Here is a 16,798-nt window from a genome sequence, read left to right as displayed (position 1 = left end):
GTATTTAGGTTAATTGTGTGATACAATGTCTATATCATTGCTTTTGACACCTAATAGGTTTTCCATAAAATAGTACCTGATCAGGTTGATAAAATATTTGTCGCCCAGGCCATGATCCTTTCCCGGGAGTACCATCATGTCAAATCGTTTGTTCTTTTTAATCAGCGCATCCGCAAGTCTAAATGTATTGGCAGGATGTACATTTTTATCTACATCACCAGTAATTAAAAATAGCCTGCCTTTTAAGTTGCCTGCAAGGGCAGAAGTAACTGGTATATTGCTTTCAAATCCATCCTTCTTTAACCATACACCATGGTAGGTTTCGCCCCACCATTGCGTGTAAATGTTTGAGTCGTAATTTCCAGAAGCAGCTACGGCTACCTTATAAAACTCAGGATGTGTTAGCATAGCTGTTGCCGTCATAAAACCACCGCCTGAATGACCATAAATTCCAACCCTGTTCAAGTCAATATAAGCACGTTTGGCCGCCAGTTGCTCTATCACATACTTGTCATCAGCCAATGCATAATCGCGCAGATTACCATAACCAAAAGTATGGAAAGCCAGCCCGCGAAGTGGGCTGCTACCCCTGTAACCTACATTAATGACAATAAAGCCCATTTGTGCTAACGACTGGTTATAATTATCGTCAATGGTAAATTTCTTTGGAATATAATCTTCCTGGGGTCCCGGATATACATTGCTTATGATCGGATATTTTTTAGTGCTATCCATGTTAAAAGGCTTATAAACTACCCCGTACAAGTCAGTAACCCCATCCGCAGCCTTAACCTTTATCATTTCAGGAATTTTCCAGCCCATTTTTAAAAGCTCCGAAGCATCATCCCGACCAAGTTCCATGAGTTGCTTACCCTTCATATCCCTCAACACTGTAATGGCCGGTTGATCAATCCTTGAATAAGTGTCGATCAAGTATCTTTGATTTTTAGATATGTTAATATCATGATAAGCATTGGCAGGTGTAAGTAATGTAAAGCCAGAACCATCAAACTTTACCTTGTAAAACATACGGTAATACGGGTCGGTATTTTTCTCACGGCCATACCCTTCAAAAATCATAGATCGGCCAGCAGGATCAATAGAAAGAATTTCTCCACTTACAAAGTTACCGCTGGTTATAGTATTTTTTAACTTGCCATTCCTGTCGTACAAATAATATTGACCATAACCCGTTCTCTCCGACCACCACAAGATGTCATTTCCATTATTTAAAATGCGGCAATTAAATAGTTGATCATTAAAATGCGGTTTGGTAGTTTCTGTAATCAGTTCAGTTACCTTTCCCGTTTCTCCATCCAAACGACATAGATCCATCTGGTCGTTGGTACGATTTCTCCTTAAAAAGTAGACTTCGCACTGAGGATCATTTACACTCCCACCAAACAATAGGGTACGCCCATTGGTAATTGTCGATTGCATGATGATCTTTTGATCCGGATATTTGGCAATATCTAGTTTTTGCGCTTTGCGACTAGCCACATCAAATACAAATAGTTCGTATTGACTGACGTCTTTATCGCCCGGCATTGGGAATTTATAGGTGCTAACCTGTGGGCGGGGTTTAGCCAGACTATTAATGATAGTCATTTCCTGTACTCGCCTTTTATCTTCGCGAAGAGCAAACAGTTTTTTAGCATTTTTAAACCAATATAACATTGGGCTACTTTTCTTATCATCAGTAGTATTGCCTGATGAAACAAACGAGTAATAAGGCTCACCATCAGTAGTTAGTTGCGTAGCCTCTTTTTCATTACTTTTTTGAAGATATACATTATGCCTGTAGCCATACACGAACCAGCCGCTATCAGGGGATAATTTTTTCCAGTATTCTATTTTATTAGGCTGGGAGAGGCTTTTTGGGACAATTTCTTTCTCTATTTCCTTAAGCTTATTATCTGGGCTTTGGTATTCATAGCGTTTTCCCTTATATATGAACCTGAAGTTATTCGTGTTTTTTGGATCAATGTCGAGCGTATAAAAAGAAAGATCTTTCGCTAAGGTTTCTTTACCAGTTATTTTACTTAAGCTATTTGCCAGTAGCTTGGGATCGTAAAGTGGTTTACGAGTACCCTTGTCTGCATCAACCAAATAACAAACGGGTAAGTTTCCAAGAGTGGCACTATAATAAAACACTGCGGTCTTGCCAAGCCAGTTTGGACTAACAGATGCGCTTTTGAGGTATTTGCCCAACCGGTCGCCGCTGTATTTTTCAGCACTGTCAAGCATTGAATTTTGTGCATTAAGCCTGCCTGTATATAAACAGGCAAGAAATAATAAGGTAAATTTATTTAGCATAGTTACGCGCTTTCACGCTCCGTTCTCACAGATCGTCTTCGTTATTAAGTTCTTAAGGGTAGGGGTGCTTTAAACTTTGGTTTTCAGCATTTGTTGAGCCATTTTCACAGCCTGGTAAGCATTTACGATACCGGCACTGGTACATAAGTTTTCAAATACAATTTGATCTTTTACCTTGCCAGGTTTGCTGGTCAAATGCCCTTTACGAGAAGTTACAGATGCCAGTAGAATTGTTTTAATCTGCTTGGCAGATAATTGAGGGAAATACGACCATAATAAGGCTGCGACACCTGTAACTATAGGTGCAGATAAACTGGTGCCGTTTGCAATTTGATAACCGTTATTTAAACCGGTAGAGCGAATACTTATACCAGGGGCGAAGATGTCTACATTAGCAGCACCATAATTGCTGATGGCTGCTGCCTCACCAGTAGGAGTAGATGCACCAACCCTAATCAGGTTTTCCGCTCTTTTTGTGGCAGATAGCATGCCCGAAGGATATACCATTATACTGTCTACATTTTTACCTTCATTGCCAGAAGCATGGAATAGTAAAACACCTTTTTTATTGGCATATTGAATCGCTTCATTTACCCACTGGCTATGCGGTGAATAGTATTTGCCAAAACTCATGTTGATTAATTTTGCACCATTATCAACTGCATAATAAATTGCAAGTGCAATATCTTTATCATATTCATCACCATCAGGAACAGCCCGTACGCCCATAATAGCTACAGAATCAGCTATGCCGTCAATACCGATCCCATTATTTCTTACTGCTCCAATTAAGCCGGCTACAAAAGTACCGTGGTAAGAATCCTTTTCAAAAAGATTAGCATTACCATAATATTTATCTTTGATATTATCAGCATCGCCAATCAAATCTCTAGGGCTGGTTTTATCATCCAGGCTTTTAATTCGGTTTACTACCGTTTCATTTTCCTGCAGCTGATTACTGTATATATCTTTCCATAAATCATTATTCTTATACTTGAACATGCTTCTTGAAACCACTCCGTACTGTTCATTTATTGCTGAATCGGCAATTTTAAGTTTCATTACATCAGCAACCATCGGTTCATGATCAAACTTAGTTGCTTTTATTACCGAGTCTGTAATTCTGAATGCATTAGTTATCAACGCAGTGTATTGACCGAACTTAATGTATGAGTTTATTTTAGCTTCTGCACGAACAGTACGGAAGTAGACATATTCATTTTTCTCTGCTTCAGTTTTAAGTTGTTCCGGTTTAACATTTTCGAAACGCGGCTTTAAACGCTTATATTCTCTGAAAGCTTCAGTACCTGTTTTTACCAGGGTTTGACCATTTTTATTACCTAGGAAATTCCATCCATTCACATCATTTGTATAACCTTTAGCACCGGGTCTAGGGTTTTTCCATATCCGGTCTTTCAGATCCTCATGATTAATATTTAAATCTGCGTCAATTACAGCAACGGTAATCTTTTTAGGTGTTAGTTTTAGGCTATCCAGAAACTTATGTGCCTTATCGGCAGAAACACCATAAAATCCTGTTTGATCTTGTGATAAATAATGCCAGTTTGATGGCAATGTTTGTTTTTTTGCGGTTACTTGTTGCGCTTTACTGATTGAAAAAGATGAAGTGGCGCAAAAAAATGCGAAAAAAATGAAATTCTTTGAGTACATTGTTCAAAACTATAAAAAAAATAATTCAGATGAAGGACTGTTACTCCTTGAGTGATCTCATTATAGCCTGTAGTATGTTTAAACGAATTTTAGTTTGTTGAAATTTTATTTTATGACGGTAATCTGATATATTGTTGAAGATTAAACACAATAAAGCTGTCACTAAGTCGTTACATCGCTGCAGTTTTAGATTATTCTGCTTCGTTATCGACAACTAATCTAATCTCATGATCAGAAATGGTGATCAATCTTTCTTTATACAACCCACCAATTGCTTTCTTAAAAGCACTTTTGCTAATTTTAAAACGATAGTAAATATCATCCGGAGAGCTTTTATCACCCAATGAAATCACGCCACCACTATCTTTCAGATCTGCAAGCAAAACATCCTTAGTTTCCAGAATGTGGCCATAGCCCATAGGTTGTAAGCTCAGATCTATTTTACCTTCTACACGTATCTTTTTAATCCATCCCTTGCGAGTTTCGCCAGGATTTAGTTCATCGAATAACTCATTGGTATATAAAAGACCAATGTATTTATTATCTATGATGGCATTATAACCCAAATCTGAGCGGTCAACAATCAATAAACTGACCTCATCACCTTCTTCAAGATCTATATCATCTTCCTCAACATAATTTACAAGTTTAGAAGAAGCCACCATACGGTCATTACTTTCATCTAAAAACACGTAAACTACATGTTTGTCACCTTTAAACATTGGGCGCTTCTGCTCGCGTTTAGGCACGTAAATATCCTTACCTAAACCAATATCCATAAATGCACCACCGTCTTCGGTTTCATCAACTACAGTTAAGTAAGCAAAATCACCTACACAGGCATAAGGTTTTTTAGTAGTCGCTTGAAGCCTGCCATCTTTTTGCATGTAAACAAATACATTCAGGTTATCACCAACTTCAGCATTTTGAGGAACATCGACATAGGGTAGTAATACTTCTTTTTCACCTTCCGTTAAAATCAGACCCTCTTCCGTTTTCTTTATTATCCTAAGGTCGTTGTATTGTCCTATTGCTATCATTTCACAAAGGTAGCATTCTATTGTCGTTTTCTATGTTCTTCAATAATTTCTAAGTAATGTTTACCTGTAGTTTTTTTCGTTTCCAGTCCACCGCATTCCAATCCGAACAAAACTTCAAGTTTTCGGGCAATTTTAAATGGAATATCCTCCTTGTCGTGGATAGATATATCCCTGTAGTTGTAAAAAGTGGTTATTCCCTTACCAATAATCTGAGGAATTGCCTTAAGAATGATCTTGTATTCACTTCTTTTTAAGTTATCTAGACATTCCTCGATTTTATATTTTTTAGGCAATAATTGTTTGTTTTGAGCATTTTCTTCCATAATAACAGTATAAATTATTGCAAGTCTATACTGAATGTGATATAAGTTGGTTAAAATATTGGTTTTGTTTTCGTTATTTTTCTCTACAAAATACTTTTGCAGGAAGTATTAAAGAAAATACTTCACCATTAAATGTACCCTTAAGCAGATGCATAGCTATTTTGCTACGTTTACCTGCCGAACAACACAATACAATTCTTTGAGTGGCAGATAATTCATTGAGATGATCATTTAAACTATAAAGAGGGATATTAACTCCACCAATGTTGTATTCCTCATATTCATAGGCTTCTCTAAGATCGACCAATTGATAATCAATTTGATCAGTTTTCCATTGCTCTAAATCTTGGATCTGTATCTCTGCAGTGGTTTCTTTAGCTATATGTTGTAACTGATTATTACCGCTTGTTTTTCCAAAATTAAAACGCTGCGTTTCATTGTTCAGTGCATTAAAAACAAGAAGTTGTCCCGATAAGACCTCACCAAAGCCACAGATGACTTTAATCGCCTCATTAGCCATTATGCTACCAATAATCCCAGGTAAGGTACCAATTACTCCACTTTCCCCACAATTTGGAACCTCATCAGGTAAAGGTGGTTCCGGATAAATCGAACGGTAATCAGGACCTCCATTAAAATTAAATACAGATATCTGCCCTTCAAACTGAAATATAGAACCAAATACAAGTGTTTTATTTAAGGAAACACAAGTGTCATTTACCAGATAGCGGGTAGGGAAATTGTCAGAACCATCAATAACCAGATCGTATTGTCCGATTAGTCTTGCGGCATTTTTATCAGTTAGCCGGAAAGGGTAAGCTGTAAACTGAACGTCAGGATTAAAAAGTTGCAGTTTTGCAGCAGCAACATCAGCTTTATGCCGGCCTATATCTGACATCTGGAACAATACCTGCCTGTGAAGGTTGGTCTCATCCACTATATCATCATCTATGATGCCAATATGGCCAATACCTGCCCCTACAAGATACAGCAGTAGAGGGCAGCCTAAGCCACCTGCGCCTACAACTAGTACCCTGGTATTAAGTAATCTCTGTTGTCCATCAACCCCCAATTCAGGAAGTGTAATTTGTCTGTCGTACCGTTTTAGTGTGCTTAATGGTCTCATCTTTCAAATCTTTATTTCATTCTATCTCAGTGCAGTATCCCAATCTTTCCAAACAGCTTCATAACCTTGTTTGGAAATCATTTCTGCGATTTCAATGGCACTTCGTTCATCCGAAATCTCAAATTGTTCCAGGGATTGAGGTTCTACTGCATAACCACCAGGATTAGTTTTAGAGCCTGCGCTCATTGCTGTAATGCCCAGTTTAATGATGTTATCTCTAAATAGATTGGACTCTCTTGTAGAGATAGACAGTTCTACTTCCTCATTGAACAACCTATAAGCGCATATCAGTTGGACGAGTTCTCTGTCGTTCATTACAACTTTAGGTTCTAATCCTCCACTAAATGGCCTTAACCGAGGAAAAGAGACGCTGTACTTACTTTGCCAATAGGTTTTTTCAAGGTAATCCAGGTGCATTGCAGTATAGAATGAGTCGGTACGCCAATCTTCCAGACCAATCAAAACTCCTAAACCCATTTTATGAATGCCTGCCTGTCCCAATCTGTCCGGCGTTTCCAAACGATACTGGAAGTTTGATTTTTTGCCTTTTGGATGATGCTTTTTATAATCTTCCAGATGATAGGTTTCCTGATATACCAATACAGTGTTTAAGCCATAAGGTCTAAGTTCTTCATAGTCTGTAAGATCTAATGGCTGTACTTCCATAGAAATGTGTGCAAAATGTGGCCCAATCAGTTCCAGTACTTTTTTAAAGTAATCGGTATGTACTGACTGGTTAGCTTCGCCGGTAACTAATAACACGTGGTCGAAGCCCATTTCCTTAATTACAGCAACCTCCTGCATAATCTCTATGGGAGAGAGGGTTTTGCGTTTTACCTTATTGTCGTAACTAAAACCGCAATAGGTGCAAATGTTATTGCATTCATTTGAAAGGTATAAGGGCACATACATTTGTATTACACGGCCAAAGCGCTTCATCGTTAGCTGCTGACTGATCTGTGCCATTTGCTCCAGGTAAGGAGCTGCGGCAGGGGAGATCAGTGCCTTAAAATCTTCCAACGTTCTTTTACGTGCAGATAAAGCACGTTCTACATCAGCGGCAGTTTTGCTGTAAATACTTTTACGGGTTTCATCCCAGTTGCATTGCTCAAAAATGTCATTAAAACCAGGCATAACAATTAATCTAAGAATGAAGTAAGCGGACTGCTGGCTACCGCATGATTGCCAATTGCACCCAATTTTGCTTTATAAGCCATTCTACCAGCCTCAACAGCAATTTTAAAAGCATTGGCCATCAATATTGGATTTTCCGAAACGGCAATGGCTGTATTTACCAATACCGCATCAGCACCAATTTCCATGGCTTTAGCCGCATCAGAAGGCGCGCCAATTCCGGCGTCAATGATCACAGGTACATTGCTTTGATGAATGATGATCTCCAGAAAGTCTATGGTTTTTAGCCCCTTATTACTGCCGATTGGTGATCCTAGAGGCATTACAGCCGCTGTCCCCACATCTTCCAGTCGTTTACATAAAACCGGATCAGCATGTATGTAAGGCAATACAATAAAGCCGAGTTTAACCAGTTCTTCTGTCGCTTTTAAAGTTTCAATAGGGTCGGGCATCAGGTATTTTGGATCAGGATGGATTTCTAGTTTTATCCAGTTGGTTTCCAGTGCTTCCCGGGCTATTTGTGCGGCAAATACAGCCTCTTTTGCATTCCTTACACCCGATGTATTTGGGAGTAAGTTGATATGAGGATATTTTAGGTGTAATAAAATGTCGTCCTCATCGGTATGCATATCCACTCTTTTAAGAGCTACCGTAACCAATTCTGAGCCTGAAGTTAAAAGCGCTTCTTCCATTTGTATAGAAGAACTGAATTTTCCGGTACCTGTAAACAGGCGGGAGGTAAATGTTTTGTCTGCTATTTTTAACATAATAGTTGATTTATGTTGTTTAAAATAATTGCGGTGTTAAGCTGATTGGTCAGTGCTCCAGATACTGCTACGCCGTGTATCCCTGTTTGCATCAGTAAAGGAATATCTACCGTTTCTATTCCACCAATGGCGATAACAGGTAAGTACATACCGGCTTCACGAGCTTGTTTCATAAGCTCGATATATCCCTGCAAACCAATCACCGGGCTTAAATTCTGCTTGGTGGTGGTAAATCTATAAGGACCTAAACCTATATAATTCGCTCCTTCATCGGCTCTTTGCAGCATATGAGCTAAAGTATTTGCTGTTCCACCAATAACCATGTCAGGTCCAACAATAGCCCTTGCTTCTGCTATGGGCATATCAGCTAAACCCAAATGCAGGCCATATGCCTCCGCCTTTAATGCTACCAGCGGGTAATCATTTACAATTAATTTGGCTCCATGTTTTTTACACAAGGCAGCTGCTTCAAGAGCTAATGGTAATACCTCTGCCTCAGTTTGGTCTTTAACCCTTAGCTGTATCCATTTTCCACCAGCAAGTAAAACCCTTTCAATGGATTGTAAATGAGAGCTGCCAATAGGCGATTGAGATATATAATGTAGTTTGTCTATCATAATTTATGATACCCTAAAAGGGTATTATTACTATTTAAAAATTGTTCAATGTATTGTTTGGCAAGGGTACAAGCGTTTAAAAGTGTAAATCCTTTTGCCAGGTAAGCTGTTACAGAAGCAGATAAAACACAGCCTGAACCGTGCTTTTGTTGAATTTCAGATACACCGGGTTTCAGCTCATGTACGATGTCATATTCAAATAGATAATCTGTACCCATATTCGCTTGTTGATGCCCGCCTTTTAATAAAACCGGACAATGAGTTGCCCAGGTAGTCGCAGCAGCGTGTACCTCAGCTTTACCGCCCATACTTAGCATTTCCGGGTAGTTTGGTGTGATCAAATCAATCTGGCTTAAAGCGGGAGAAAGCATTTTTAAACTATCTTCCCAATCATGAAATCCATAGCCGGAGCTGGCTTTTAAAACTGGATCAAGTACAATTTTCATGGTCGGTGCATATAATTTTATGTAAGCCATCACTTCAAGTAAAACCGGAATGTCTTTAATTAACCCAATCTTACAGGCTGTAACCGGAAACTTAGTTAGCAAAGGTGCAAGTTGATCTATAATCTGAGTTGCATCCAGCCAGTCGTTCTTTATAAAGTCACTATCAGTTTGCACCGTTAAAGCGGTACATACACCAAAACCGTAAACCTCATGTTGCTCAAAACACTTCACATCGGCCAACACCCCGGCACCTGCACTTGGATCAAATCCTGCAAGGCTCAATATATAAGGCCGGCTTTCTTTTATGCTTGTCATACTTAATTAAATTGATGAATTGAAGTTTACTTGCTTTTGTTTATAAGTTTTTTAAGGTTATTTACGGCTTCTTCTTTTTTACTCCATATTGCTCCGAGTACTGCAAATCCATCAAAGTCCATTTGTTTAACCTGTTCTATTTTTTCTGCTGTTATTCCGCCAAGGGCAATGACCTTTGTGTGATTACTATGTTCAGGCAAGACAAAATCAGTATTGGCAGTTCCAGTATATCCCGGCTTGGAAATGCTGTTAAAAACAGGACCGTAAAAAGTATAAGCAAAGCCAGCTAAATTCTTCAGATTGGCTAAATGATGAATAGAAGTGCTCAGCGTATAGTTATCCATAATAGCGGCTAAATCACTAGCGATTGTCTCTTTTCGAAGCCACTCCGGGTAGTGAAGGCGCTTGATCAAAGGGAAATCTCCAGCCAGTTCATGAAACTGATGCATAGCGATCCTATCGTGATAACACTCGTCTATTCCGGCAATTAATGCTGCATACGCTTGCCTGGTAAATCCTTCCTTTCTCAAGTGAAAAAGAGACATGCCAGCTTCAAAAAGCCGGTTTATTAAACGCGCCTCATCTTTAAAATAAACAGGATCAGATATGACAATCAGTTTCATTTAAATGGTTTTAATAACTGGTTAGCTTACAGGTATAATTCGCTGCCTTTTTCAGTAAATTCTTTAGATTTATCTGCCATTCCTTTTTCCAATGCTTCTTGCTCATCAACGCCTTGCTTTGCTGCATATTCCCTCACATCCTGTGTAATTTTCATCGAGCAGAAGTTAGGGCCACACATCGAACAGAAGTGGGCAATTTTAGCACCCTCAGCAGGCAAAGTCTCATCATGGAACTCTTTTGCGGTATCAGGATCTAATGATAAATTAAACTGATCTTCCCATCTAAACTCAAATCTGGCCTTGCTTAAAGCATTGTCGCGGTATTGTGCTCCCGGATGTCCTTTAGCTAAATCAGCAGCATGTGCAGCAATTTTATAGGTAATCACGCCATCCTTTACATCTTTTTTATTAGGCAAGCCGAGGTGCTCTTTAGGGGTTACATAGCAAAGCATAGCCGTACCAAACCAGCCGATCATTGCAGCCCCGATGGCCGATGTAATGTGATCATATCCCGGTGCAATGTCAGTCGTTAGCGGACCTAAGGTATAGAACGGAGCTTCAGAGCAATGTTCTAATTGCTTTTCCATGTTCTCCTTAATCAAGTGCATAGGTACGTGTCCCGGGCCCTCAATAATAGTCTGCACATCATGTTTCCAGGCAATTTTAGTCAGCTCACCAAGTGTTTCCAATTCACCAAATTGAGCTTCATCATTGGCATCAGCAATACAACCTGGCCTAAGTCCGTCTCCCAGAGAGAAAGCCACATCATAAGCCTTCATAATCTCGCAAATCTCTTCAAAATGTGTATATAAGAAGTTCTCTTTATGATGCGCTAAACACCATTTAGCCATGATAGAGCCTCCACGTGACACTATTCCGGTTACCCTTTTTGCAGTTAAAGGAACATAACGCAGCAATACACCAGCATGGATGGTAAAATAGTCAACACCTTGTTCTGCCTGCTCAATTAATGTATCTCTAAACAATTCCCAGGTCAGGTCCTCTGCTTTACCATTTACCTTTTCTAAAGCCTGGTAGATCGGAACAGTGCCAATAGGAACAGGAGAGTTGCGTATAATCCATTCGCGGGTCTCGTGGATATTTTTACCGGTAGAAAGGTCCATTATGGTATCTGCACCCCATCTGCAAGCCCATACCGCTTTTTCTACCTCTTCTTCAATAGAGGAGGTAACGGCCGAATTACCAATGTTGGCATTGATCTTTACCAGGAAATTACGCCCAATAATCATAGGTTCCAGCTCTGGATGGTTAATGTTACAAGGAATAACCGCTCTACCGGCAGCGACTTCCTGCCTCACAAATTCTGATGTTATGTAACCTTTAGGCGTATTTGCACCAAAGCTATGCCCTTTATGCTGGTGGCTCATTACATCATATTGTGCACCCAGTTGTTCATTTAATAAATCTATTCTTTGGTTCTCCCTAATGGCGATATATTCCATTTCGGCAGTAATGATACCTTTTTTTGCATAGTGCATTTGTGATACGTTCATGCCTTTTTTTGCTCTGTAAGGCTTGTTAAGATGCGAAAATCTCAGTACATCAAGTTTGGCATCTGCCAAACGCTGCTGTCCGTAATCAGACGATATCTGATCCAGTTGCTCTACGTCTTGCCTGCCGGTTATCCATTTTTCTCTCAGCCTGTTTAAGCCTTGTTTTACGTCTATATTTGCTTCAGGATCAGTGTACGGACCGCTCGTGTCGTAAACTGTTACCGGAGGGTTGGGCTCAGTTAAACCAAATCCATTGTGAATCTTGGTTTCGCTTAAGCTGATTTCTCGCATGGCGACCTCAATGTCGTGCAGCTGACCTTTAACAAATACTTTACGGGAAGCAGGGAAAGGCGTGCGGCTGATCACCTGTGCATTTGGAGTTTTTTCTTGTTTCATAATATGAAGGATTGGTTTATCCGCCTTGGGTGGCTTTGATAAGCATAATCTGATCGCCTTCCTTTAAAAGATGGGCAGACCAGTTGGATTTAGAAATAATAGTTTGATTGATGGCTACAGCGATACCTTTGACTTCGCCTGAAAGCACAATGGAAAGCATTTGTTCAACAGAACAAGTGTCTTTAAACTGGTGAGGTTGATGATTTATAGTTATTTCCATAATTTAAAAAAATTGGAAAAACTATAGAGATTGCCTGTAACAGGAATGGAAAAAGAACAACAAGAGTTGCTCTTACTTTTCCCTTCGGCAGTACTAACTGCATCAGGTTCAAAGGGTATATCTCAGCGCAAGGCACCCCTAAAGTTTTTTGTAAAGCTATACTATTTTTTAATAAAATTAGAAGGGCCTACAAAAAATAAATTTGTAAGCCCCTTTTTGATTAAATTATTGATCCTTAAATGTTCCCGTTATTTTGGTAGCTCCGGTGCGCGCTCTTTCCATGGGATTACCGAAATAGATTCCATAAAGGCAATGATTGCATCTTTTTCTACTTTCGAAAGTCCCAATGGTTTTAACAACTTGTCATTTTTAGGCAGCAATGGGTCATTAACCTGCTCTGGTTTTACGCGCTGAACTGGCATACCTGCATTATACATATTCATTACACCATCCATATCACTAAACAAACCGTTATGGAACCATGGGGCGGTTCTCATCACATTGCGCAGACTTGGTGTTCTAAATTTACCCACATCCTCAGGTTTTTTAGTAATGTTGTATAAACCTAAATCTTCATATTTACGGGCATAATAGGTTAAACCTACATTATGAAACTCTCGATCACTAAATAATGGACCATTATGACAGTTTAAACAGCGTGCTTTTGTTCTGAATAAATGCAAGCCAAGTACCTGCTGATCTGTCAATCGCTTTTTATCGCCCAATAAAAAGTAATCAAAGTCGCCTTTTCTGCTTACTATGGTTTTCTGGTAAGTTGCCAGTGCTGATAAAATACGTTCAGTTGTTATTTTTTTATCTCCAAAAGCATCTGTAAAAAGTATTTGATAACCCTTTATCTTTTGCAGTTTTGCAGGTAGTTTTTTTAAGTCCTGATGCATTTCAATAGGGTTGCTGATAGGATGAGCCGCTTGATCTTCCAATCCTTCTGCGCGACCATCCCAGAACAGTTTTTTAAAGAACCATACATTTTCTAAAGATGGAGTATTACGTTTACCAGCACCATGATCATGTCCAATAGCCTTTTCACGTCCATCAGCCCAATTTAAGTCTGGTGCATGACAACTAGAGCAGGAAATCTGATTAGAACCAGACAAGCGTGGGTCAAAAAATAAGTTTTTACCCAAAGTAATTACTCCTTTAAGCTGCTCTTTTTGATCTTCAATAGGAGACAAGGATACTACGCCCAACTCTACAAAATTAACTCCGGAATCAATAGTCGGTTTTGGCCATTTATCAGGAGATTGCGCGTATACTTTACGAAGGGAATCAATAGGTAGCTGATCGCCATTAATGAAATCGAAAGATCTGAAGGAAAAAAATAATAATATAAATAATAGTGTGCTAAGTGCTAAAAAGACCTTCTTCATGAATTAAAAATAAAGGTTTAGAGAAAGATTTAAATGTAACCTCTGGTGATTTGGTGAAAATGTAGCTTCTGGAAAAGTGAACTTTGAGTTTATTTGTGATAAATAAGTTCCTTGCACAGAAAATCCGGTTTTAAACTCTTTAAATAGATTATTGCTTACGTAGTTTACACCTGCTTTTAATTTGATAAAATCGCTGGTGTCATATTCGTAATTTCCGTAGACTACCCCTTTAACAAAGGTATTTACCGTTTGTAATTCCGGTACATTTAGCGAATGATTTATGGGCTTGCGATAAGAGATTCCAGCCCCAAATGAAAATAAATTATTCTTTTGAGATTTGACATATAAGCTTCCACTTAAGCCAGACTCAATACCAGTGACTTCAGTATTAATTGTAGTAATTACATCAATTTTTTCAAGCCGTTCAAAGCTTAGGCTTGGTCCAAATTCTGTAGATACAGGAGATTGACTGTTTAATCTGATTAGATATTCAGCATCTATGACCTGACGACTGTAATGATAATTCGTAGCTTCATAAAGGCTGCTTTTATCATAGCCGGTACTAGATAAGAAATCGACGGATAACTGCTGTGCAGTTGTTTTGTTCTTGTTTTTTATCAGTACCCTTGCCGTTAGGTCATTTAAGTAGAAAGTACCTAATAAAGAATCATTTATTGAATTGGCAACTTTCATTCTACTTTCTTCCACCAATTCCTTGTAAGCAATCCTGGTCAGGATTTTAAACCTGCTAAAGTCTCCAGAATAATTTAATGCCAATCCTAAATGATTTCCATTACGTCTCATTTTTTGATCATTCTGATAATTTCGCATATTCCCGTAACCATAAACAAGATAGGTTACTCTTTCGGGGTAGGCCGTACTTGTTTTATATGTATCATTTTTGTACATAGAAGTAAAGTCTTCCTTATCATAACCCCAGGTAGCCTGTATGCCCGCGTAATGATTTTTAAACTCATAAACGAGTTCCGGCTTTAATATCAGGCTATAGTTGTTAACCTTAGGTCTTGGGTCAACGGAGCGCGTAGATTCCCTGTAATTGTAATCTACACCAAGCCCGGTATATAATTTTTCTGGAACCAGGCTGTATGACAAGATACCACCAAGCTGATAGTCGGTTCGCTCATATTTGCCGGCTTTAGCGGCAACAAAGTAATAAGTTTGGGCATCAAGTTCTGTTCCCTTGGTAGTCCAGGCTAAACTATCCTGATAAATTCTCGAAAAAGCGAAATAGCCAGAAGCTTTGAACCTTCCAAGTGTATTAACCCCCTCGGTATAGATACTTGTTATGGTGTTGTACTCTGCCTCTTGTGCCTTTCTAAAATGACCTATACTATTTTGGTAAGAAATACTGGCCAAACCAGAACTTTCCAATTTTGAAGCATTTAAATGAGTTGCACTACCATATATATATTGGTTTTCCTTTTCACTTTGCTTGTAAAAATAAATACTGTCAGTGCTAAGTTTTTGCTGAGCAAAACTTAGCACTGGCAATATCAAAGTTGTTATAAAAGCTAAATATCTCAATTGAGTAGTGGTTATTTAAAAACAGTTTTGGTAACATCCGGTCTATCCAATGTTTCAAAATCATTGCTGGAGCTGTTTGTATCTTTCAAAATTCTTCTGCCATTAACAATTTTGGCTGTTTTCCTTATCAATGATTGAGAAGAGTATTGGCCATCCTTAACAAACGTAAAAGTGGCATCAAGGGAGCTTTCCAGTTTTTTCGGAAACTGATTAGTTACTACCGGTGGCTGTGTTTCCACTGCATCTAAAATATATTTTGAAGGAACTCTGATGTAGAGATTCGTTGTGATGTTAATTTCTTTTTCTTCAGGTGTCGGTATTTTAGCGAAGTTGTTAATGTCTTCATTGGTTTTAAAGATAACATAAGCGTCTCTGCCCGTAGGCTGTAGGATCAAATCCCGGTCGCCACCTCTGCTAATTACTTTTAGATTTGGTACAGCAGGATTGTCAATGTCGGTTGCTAATGGATTAATACCAGGCTCATTTCCCAGGTATACTTCAAAGTCAGCTTTACTAAGATCTACAGTTAAGCTAGGGTCTTTCACAGTAACTGCTATTCCTTCTAAATTGGTATATGGGGCTTTATGGTTAATTGCAGTTGCGGCAATAATCAAGCTTTCTCCAGGTTTGACAGGATAGCTTTTTCCCGTACCGGGAATCATGTACATCGTTTTGGCATAGATATAATCTTCATTAGCCCTGTTTACATTGTTTCCAATGGACTTGCTCCAATCGTATTGTTTGTTTGGGCGTAGATAGGTCAGTGAAGCGTCTAAAGATGTTGTTTTTGTATTTAAGCCAAATGCCTGAGAAAAGTATAAGCTATCTGCATACATTAATTCGTTCGAATTATTATAGATTTCAAAAAAAACATCCCTAAAAAGCGCACCATTAGAAGTGTGCGAACCGGCATAGTAAATCTGCTTAAAAACCCAGTCACCAATACGACCTGTGTTAATTTTAAGTATTAAATCATTGGTAGCTTTAACAATAGATTGACCTTTTAATAAACCGCTAAAAGTCACATCTTCTGTCTGTAGATCTCCTGTTATCGTCGAATAATCATTTGCGCTTATTACCAGGGTAGCTTCAATATCGTAATCTCCGGGTGATAAGCTTGCGATGTTAAGCATGCCCTTATCATCGGTTTTAAGTTTGTTTACTTGTCCATTGATCAGATTGGTAAGCTTAATCTCCGTGTTTGCAGGGGAAAAGTTATAATTAATAACACTTTCATCAAGCGCTATTTTTAAACTTAATGTTACCGGTTTTACATCGCTAAGCTCATTTTTTTTGCAAGCCGAAAATGTTGTCAGCATGATACATAGAAATAGTAGTTGTATTCTTTTCATATACA

The 16,798-nt window shown here is 38.7% G+C and carries 15 protein-coding genes and 1 riboswitch; all 15 genes read right to left on the bottom strand.

Features of this window, described 5'->3' with window-relative positions; translation table 11 throughout:
* Positions 1 to 9: 9 nt before the first annotated feature.
* Positions 10 to 2,316: a DPP IV N-terminal domain-containing protein gene (locus tag P0Y49_11890; GenBank protein WEK17496.1), complete on the bottom strand. Its 2,307-nt coding sequence runs from the start codon at positions 2,314 to 2,316 to the stop codon at positions 10 to 12.
* 69 nt (positions 2,317 to 2,385) lie between these two features.
* Complete coding sequence (locus tag P0Y49_11885; protein ID WEK17495.1) at positions 2,386 to 3,987, bottom strand: S8 family serine peptidase; 1,602 nt, start codon at positions 3,985 to 3,987, stop codon at positions 2,386 to 2,388.
* Between the two features lie 191 nt (positions 3,988 to 4,178).
* Complete coding sequence (locus P0Y49_11880; protein WEK17494.1) at positions 4,179 to 5,027, bottom strand: S1-like domain-containing RNA-binding protein; 849 nt, start codon at positions 5,025 to 5,027, stop codon at positions 4,179 to 4,181.
* 17 nt (positions 5,028 to 5,044) lie between these two features.
* On the bottom strand, positions 5,045 to 5,350 hold the full coding sequence (locus tag P0Y49_11875; GenBank protein WEK17493.1) for a hypothetical protein: 306 nt from the start codon (positions 5,348 to 5,350) through the stop codon (positions 5,045 to 5,047).
* A gap of 73 nt (positions 5,351 to 5,423) precedes the next feature.
* Positions 5,424 to 6,476 carry a HesA/MoeB/ThiF family protein gene (locus P0Y49_11870; protein WEK17492.1) on the bottom strand — a complete coding sequence of 351 codons (1,053 nt, stop codon included), beginning with the start codon at positions 6,474 to 6,476 and terminating at the stop codon, positions 5,424 to 5,426.
* Positions 6,477 to 6,497: 21 nt separating this feature from the next.
* Positions 6,498 to 7,610 (bottom strand): 2-iminoacetate synthase ThiH, encoded by a 1,113-nt coding sequence (gene thiH / locus P0Y49_11865; GenBank protein ID WEK17491.1) that lies wholly within the window; start codon positions 7,608 to 7,610, stop codon positions 6,498 to 6,500.
* 5 nt (positions 7,611 to 7,615) lie between these two features.
* Positions 7,616 to 8,377 (bottom strand): thiazole synthase, encoded by a 762-nt coding sequence (locus P0Y49_11860; GenBank protein ID WEK17490.1) that lies wholly within the window; start codon positions 8,375 to 8,377, stop codon positions 7,616 to 7,618.
* Positions 8,371 to 8,994, bottom strand: coding sequence for a thiamine phosphate synthase (locus P0Y49_11855; protein WEK17489.1), 624 nt, complete (start codon positions 8,992 to 8,994; stop codon positions 8,371 to 8,373). Before P0Y49_11855 ends, P0Y49_11860 begins: the two co-directional genes overlap by 7 nt.
* Positions 8,991 to 9,755: a hydroxymethylpyrimidine/phosphomethylpyrimidine kinase gene (locus tag P0Y49_11850; GenBank protein ID WEK17488.1), complete on the bottom strand. Its 765-nt coding sequence runs from the start codon at positions 9,753 to 9,755 to the stop codon at positions 8,991 to 8,993. The genes P0Y49_11855 and P0Y49_11850 overlap by 4 nt, the downstream gene beginning before the upstream one ends.
* Positions 9,756 to 9,781: 26 nt before the next feature.
* Positions 9,782 to 10,378, bottom strand: a complete 597-nt coding sequence (locus tag P0Y49_11845; protein ID WEK17487.1) for a thiamine phosphate synthase — start codon at positions 10,376 to 10,378, stop codon at positions 9,782 to 9,784.
* Positions 10,379 to 10,404: 26 nt separating this feature from the next.
* On the bottom strand, positions 10,405 to 12,288 hold the full coding sequence (thiC, locus tag P0Y49_11840) for a phosphomethylpyrimidine synthase ThiC (GenBank protein ID WEK17486.1): 1,884 nt from the start codon (positions 12,286 to 12,288) through the stop codon (positions 10,405 to 10,407).
* A gap of 16 nt (positions 12,289 to 12,304) precedes the next feature.
* Positions 12,305 to 12,508 carry a sulfur carrier protein ThiS gene (gene thiS, locus P0Y49_11835; protein ID WEK17485.1) on the bottom strand — a complete coding sequence of 68 codons (204 nt, stop codon included), beginning with the start codon at positions 12,506 to 12,508 and terminating at the stop codon, positions 12,305 to 12,307.
* 62 nt (positions 12,509 to 12,570) lie between these two features.
* Positions 12,571 to 12,658: riboswitch (TPP riboswitch) on the bottom strand.
* Positions 12,659 to 12,756: 98 nt separating this feature from the next.
* Positions 12,757 to 13,896 carry a cytochrome c peroxidase gene (locus tag P0Y49_11830; protein WEK17484.1) on the bottom strand — a complete coding sequence of 380 codons (1,140 nt, stop codon included), beginning with the start codon at positions 13,894 to 13,896 and terminating at the stop codon, positions 12,757 to 12,759.
* 3 nt (positions 13,897 to 13,899) lie between these two features.
* Complete coding sequence (locus tag P0Y49_11825) at positions 13,900 to 15,441, bottom strand: hypothetical protein (protein ID WEK17483.1); 1,542 nt, start codon at positions 15,439 to 15,441, stop codon at positions 13,900 to 13,902.
* A gap of 11 nt (positions 15,442 to 15,452) precedes the next feature.
* Complete coding sequence (locus P0Y49_11820) at positions 15,453 to 16,793, bottom strand: DUF4876 domain-containing protein (protein WEK17482.1); 1,341 nt, start codon at positions 16,791 to 16,793, stop codon at positions 15,453 to 15,455.
* Positions 16,794 to 16,798: the final 5 nt, after the last annotated feature.

The sequence above is a fragment of the Candidatus Pedobacter colombiensis genome (genome assembly GCA_029202485.1).
In the GTDB taxonomy this organism is placed as follows: Bacteria; Bacteroidota; Bacteroidia; order Sphingobacteriales; family Sphingobacteriaceae; genus Pedobacter; species Pedobacter colombiensis.
Note: the sequence above shows the minus strand (reverse complement) of the source record. Positions and strands in the feature narration are given on the sequence as shown.

Bases quoted from the DNA above. Each gene is read 5' to 3' on its own strand.
- P0Y49_11820 (WEK17482.1), bottom strand. From the start codon at position 16,793: ATGAAAAGAATACAACTACTATTTCTATGTATCATGCTGACAACATTT.
- P0Y49_11845 (WEK17487.1), bottom strand. From the start codon at position 10,378: ATGAAACTGATTGTCATATCTGATCCTGTTTATTTTAAAGATGAGGCG.
- P0Y49_11850 (WEK17488.1), bottom strand. From the start codon at position 9,755: ATGACAAGCATAAAAGAAAGCCGGCCTTATATATTGAGCCTTGCAGGA.
- thiS (WEK17485.1), bottom strand. From the start codon at position 12,508: ATGGAAATAACTATAAATCATCAACCTCACCAGTTTAAAGACACTTGT.
- P0Y49_11855 (WEK17489.1), bottom strand. From the start codon at position 8,994: ATGATAGACAAACTACATTATATATCTCAATCGCCTATTGGCAGCTCT.
- P0Y49_11870 (WEK17492.1), bottom strand. From the start codon at position 6,476: ATGAGACCATTAAGCACACTAAAACGGTACGACAGACAAATTACACTT.
- P0Y49_11875 (WEK17493.1), bottom strand. From the start codon at position 5,350: ATGGAAGAAAATGCTCAAAACAAACAATTATTGCCTAAAAAATATAAA.
- thiH (WEK17491.1), bottom strand. From the start codon at position 7,610: ATGCCTGGTTTTAATGACATTTTTGAGCAATGCAACTGGGATGAAACC.
- P0Y49_11885 (WEK17495.1), bottom strand. From the start codon at position 3,987: ATGTACTCAAAGAATTTCATTTTTTTCGCATTTTTTTGCGCCACTTCA.
- P0Y49_11830 (WEK17484.1), bottom strand. From the start codon at position 13,896: ATGAAGAAGGTCTTTTTAGCACTTAGCACACTATTATTTATATTATTA.
- P0Y49_11890 (WEK17496.1), bottom strand. From the start codon at position 2,316: ATGCTAAATAAATTTACCTTATTATTTCTTGCCTGTTTATATACAGGC.
- P0Y49_11880 (WEK17494.1), bottom strand. From the start codon at position 5,027: ATGATAGCAATAGGACAATACAACGACCTTAGGATAATAAAGAAAACG.
- P0Y49_11860 (WEK17490.1), bottom strand. From the start codon at position 8,377: ATGTTAAAAATAGCAGACAAAACATTTACCTCCCGCCTGTTTACAGGT.
- thiC (WEK17486.1), bottom strand. From the start codon at position 12,288: ATGAAACAAGAAAAAACTCCAAATGCACAGGTGATCAGCCGCACGCCT.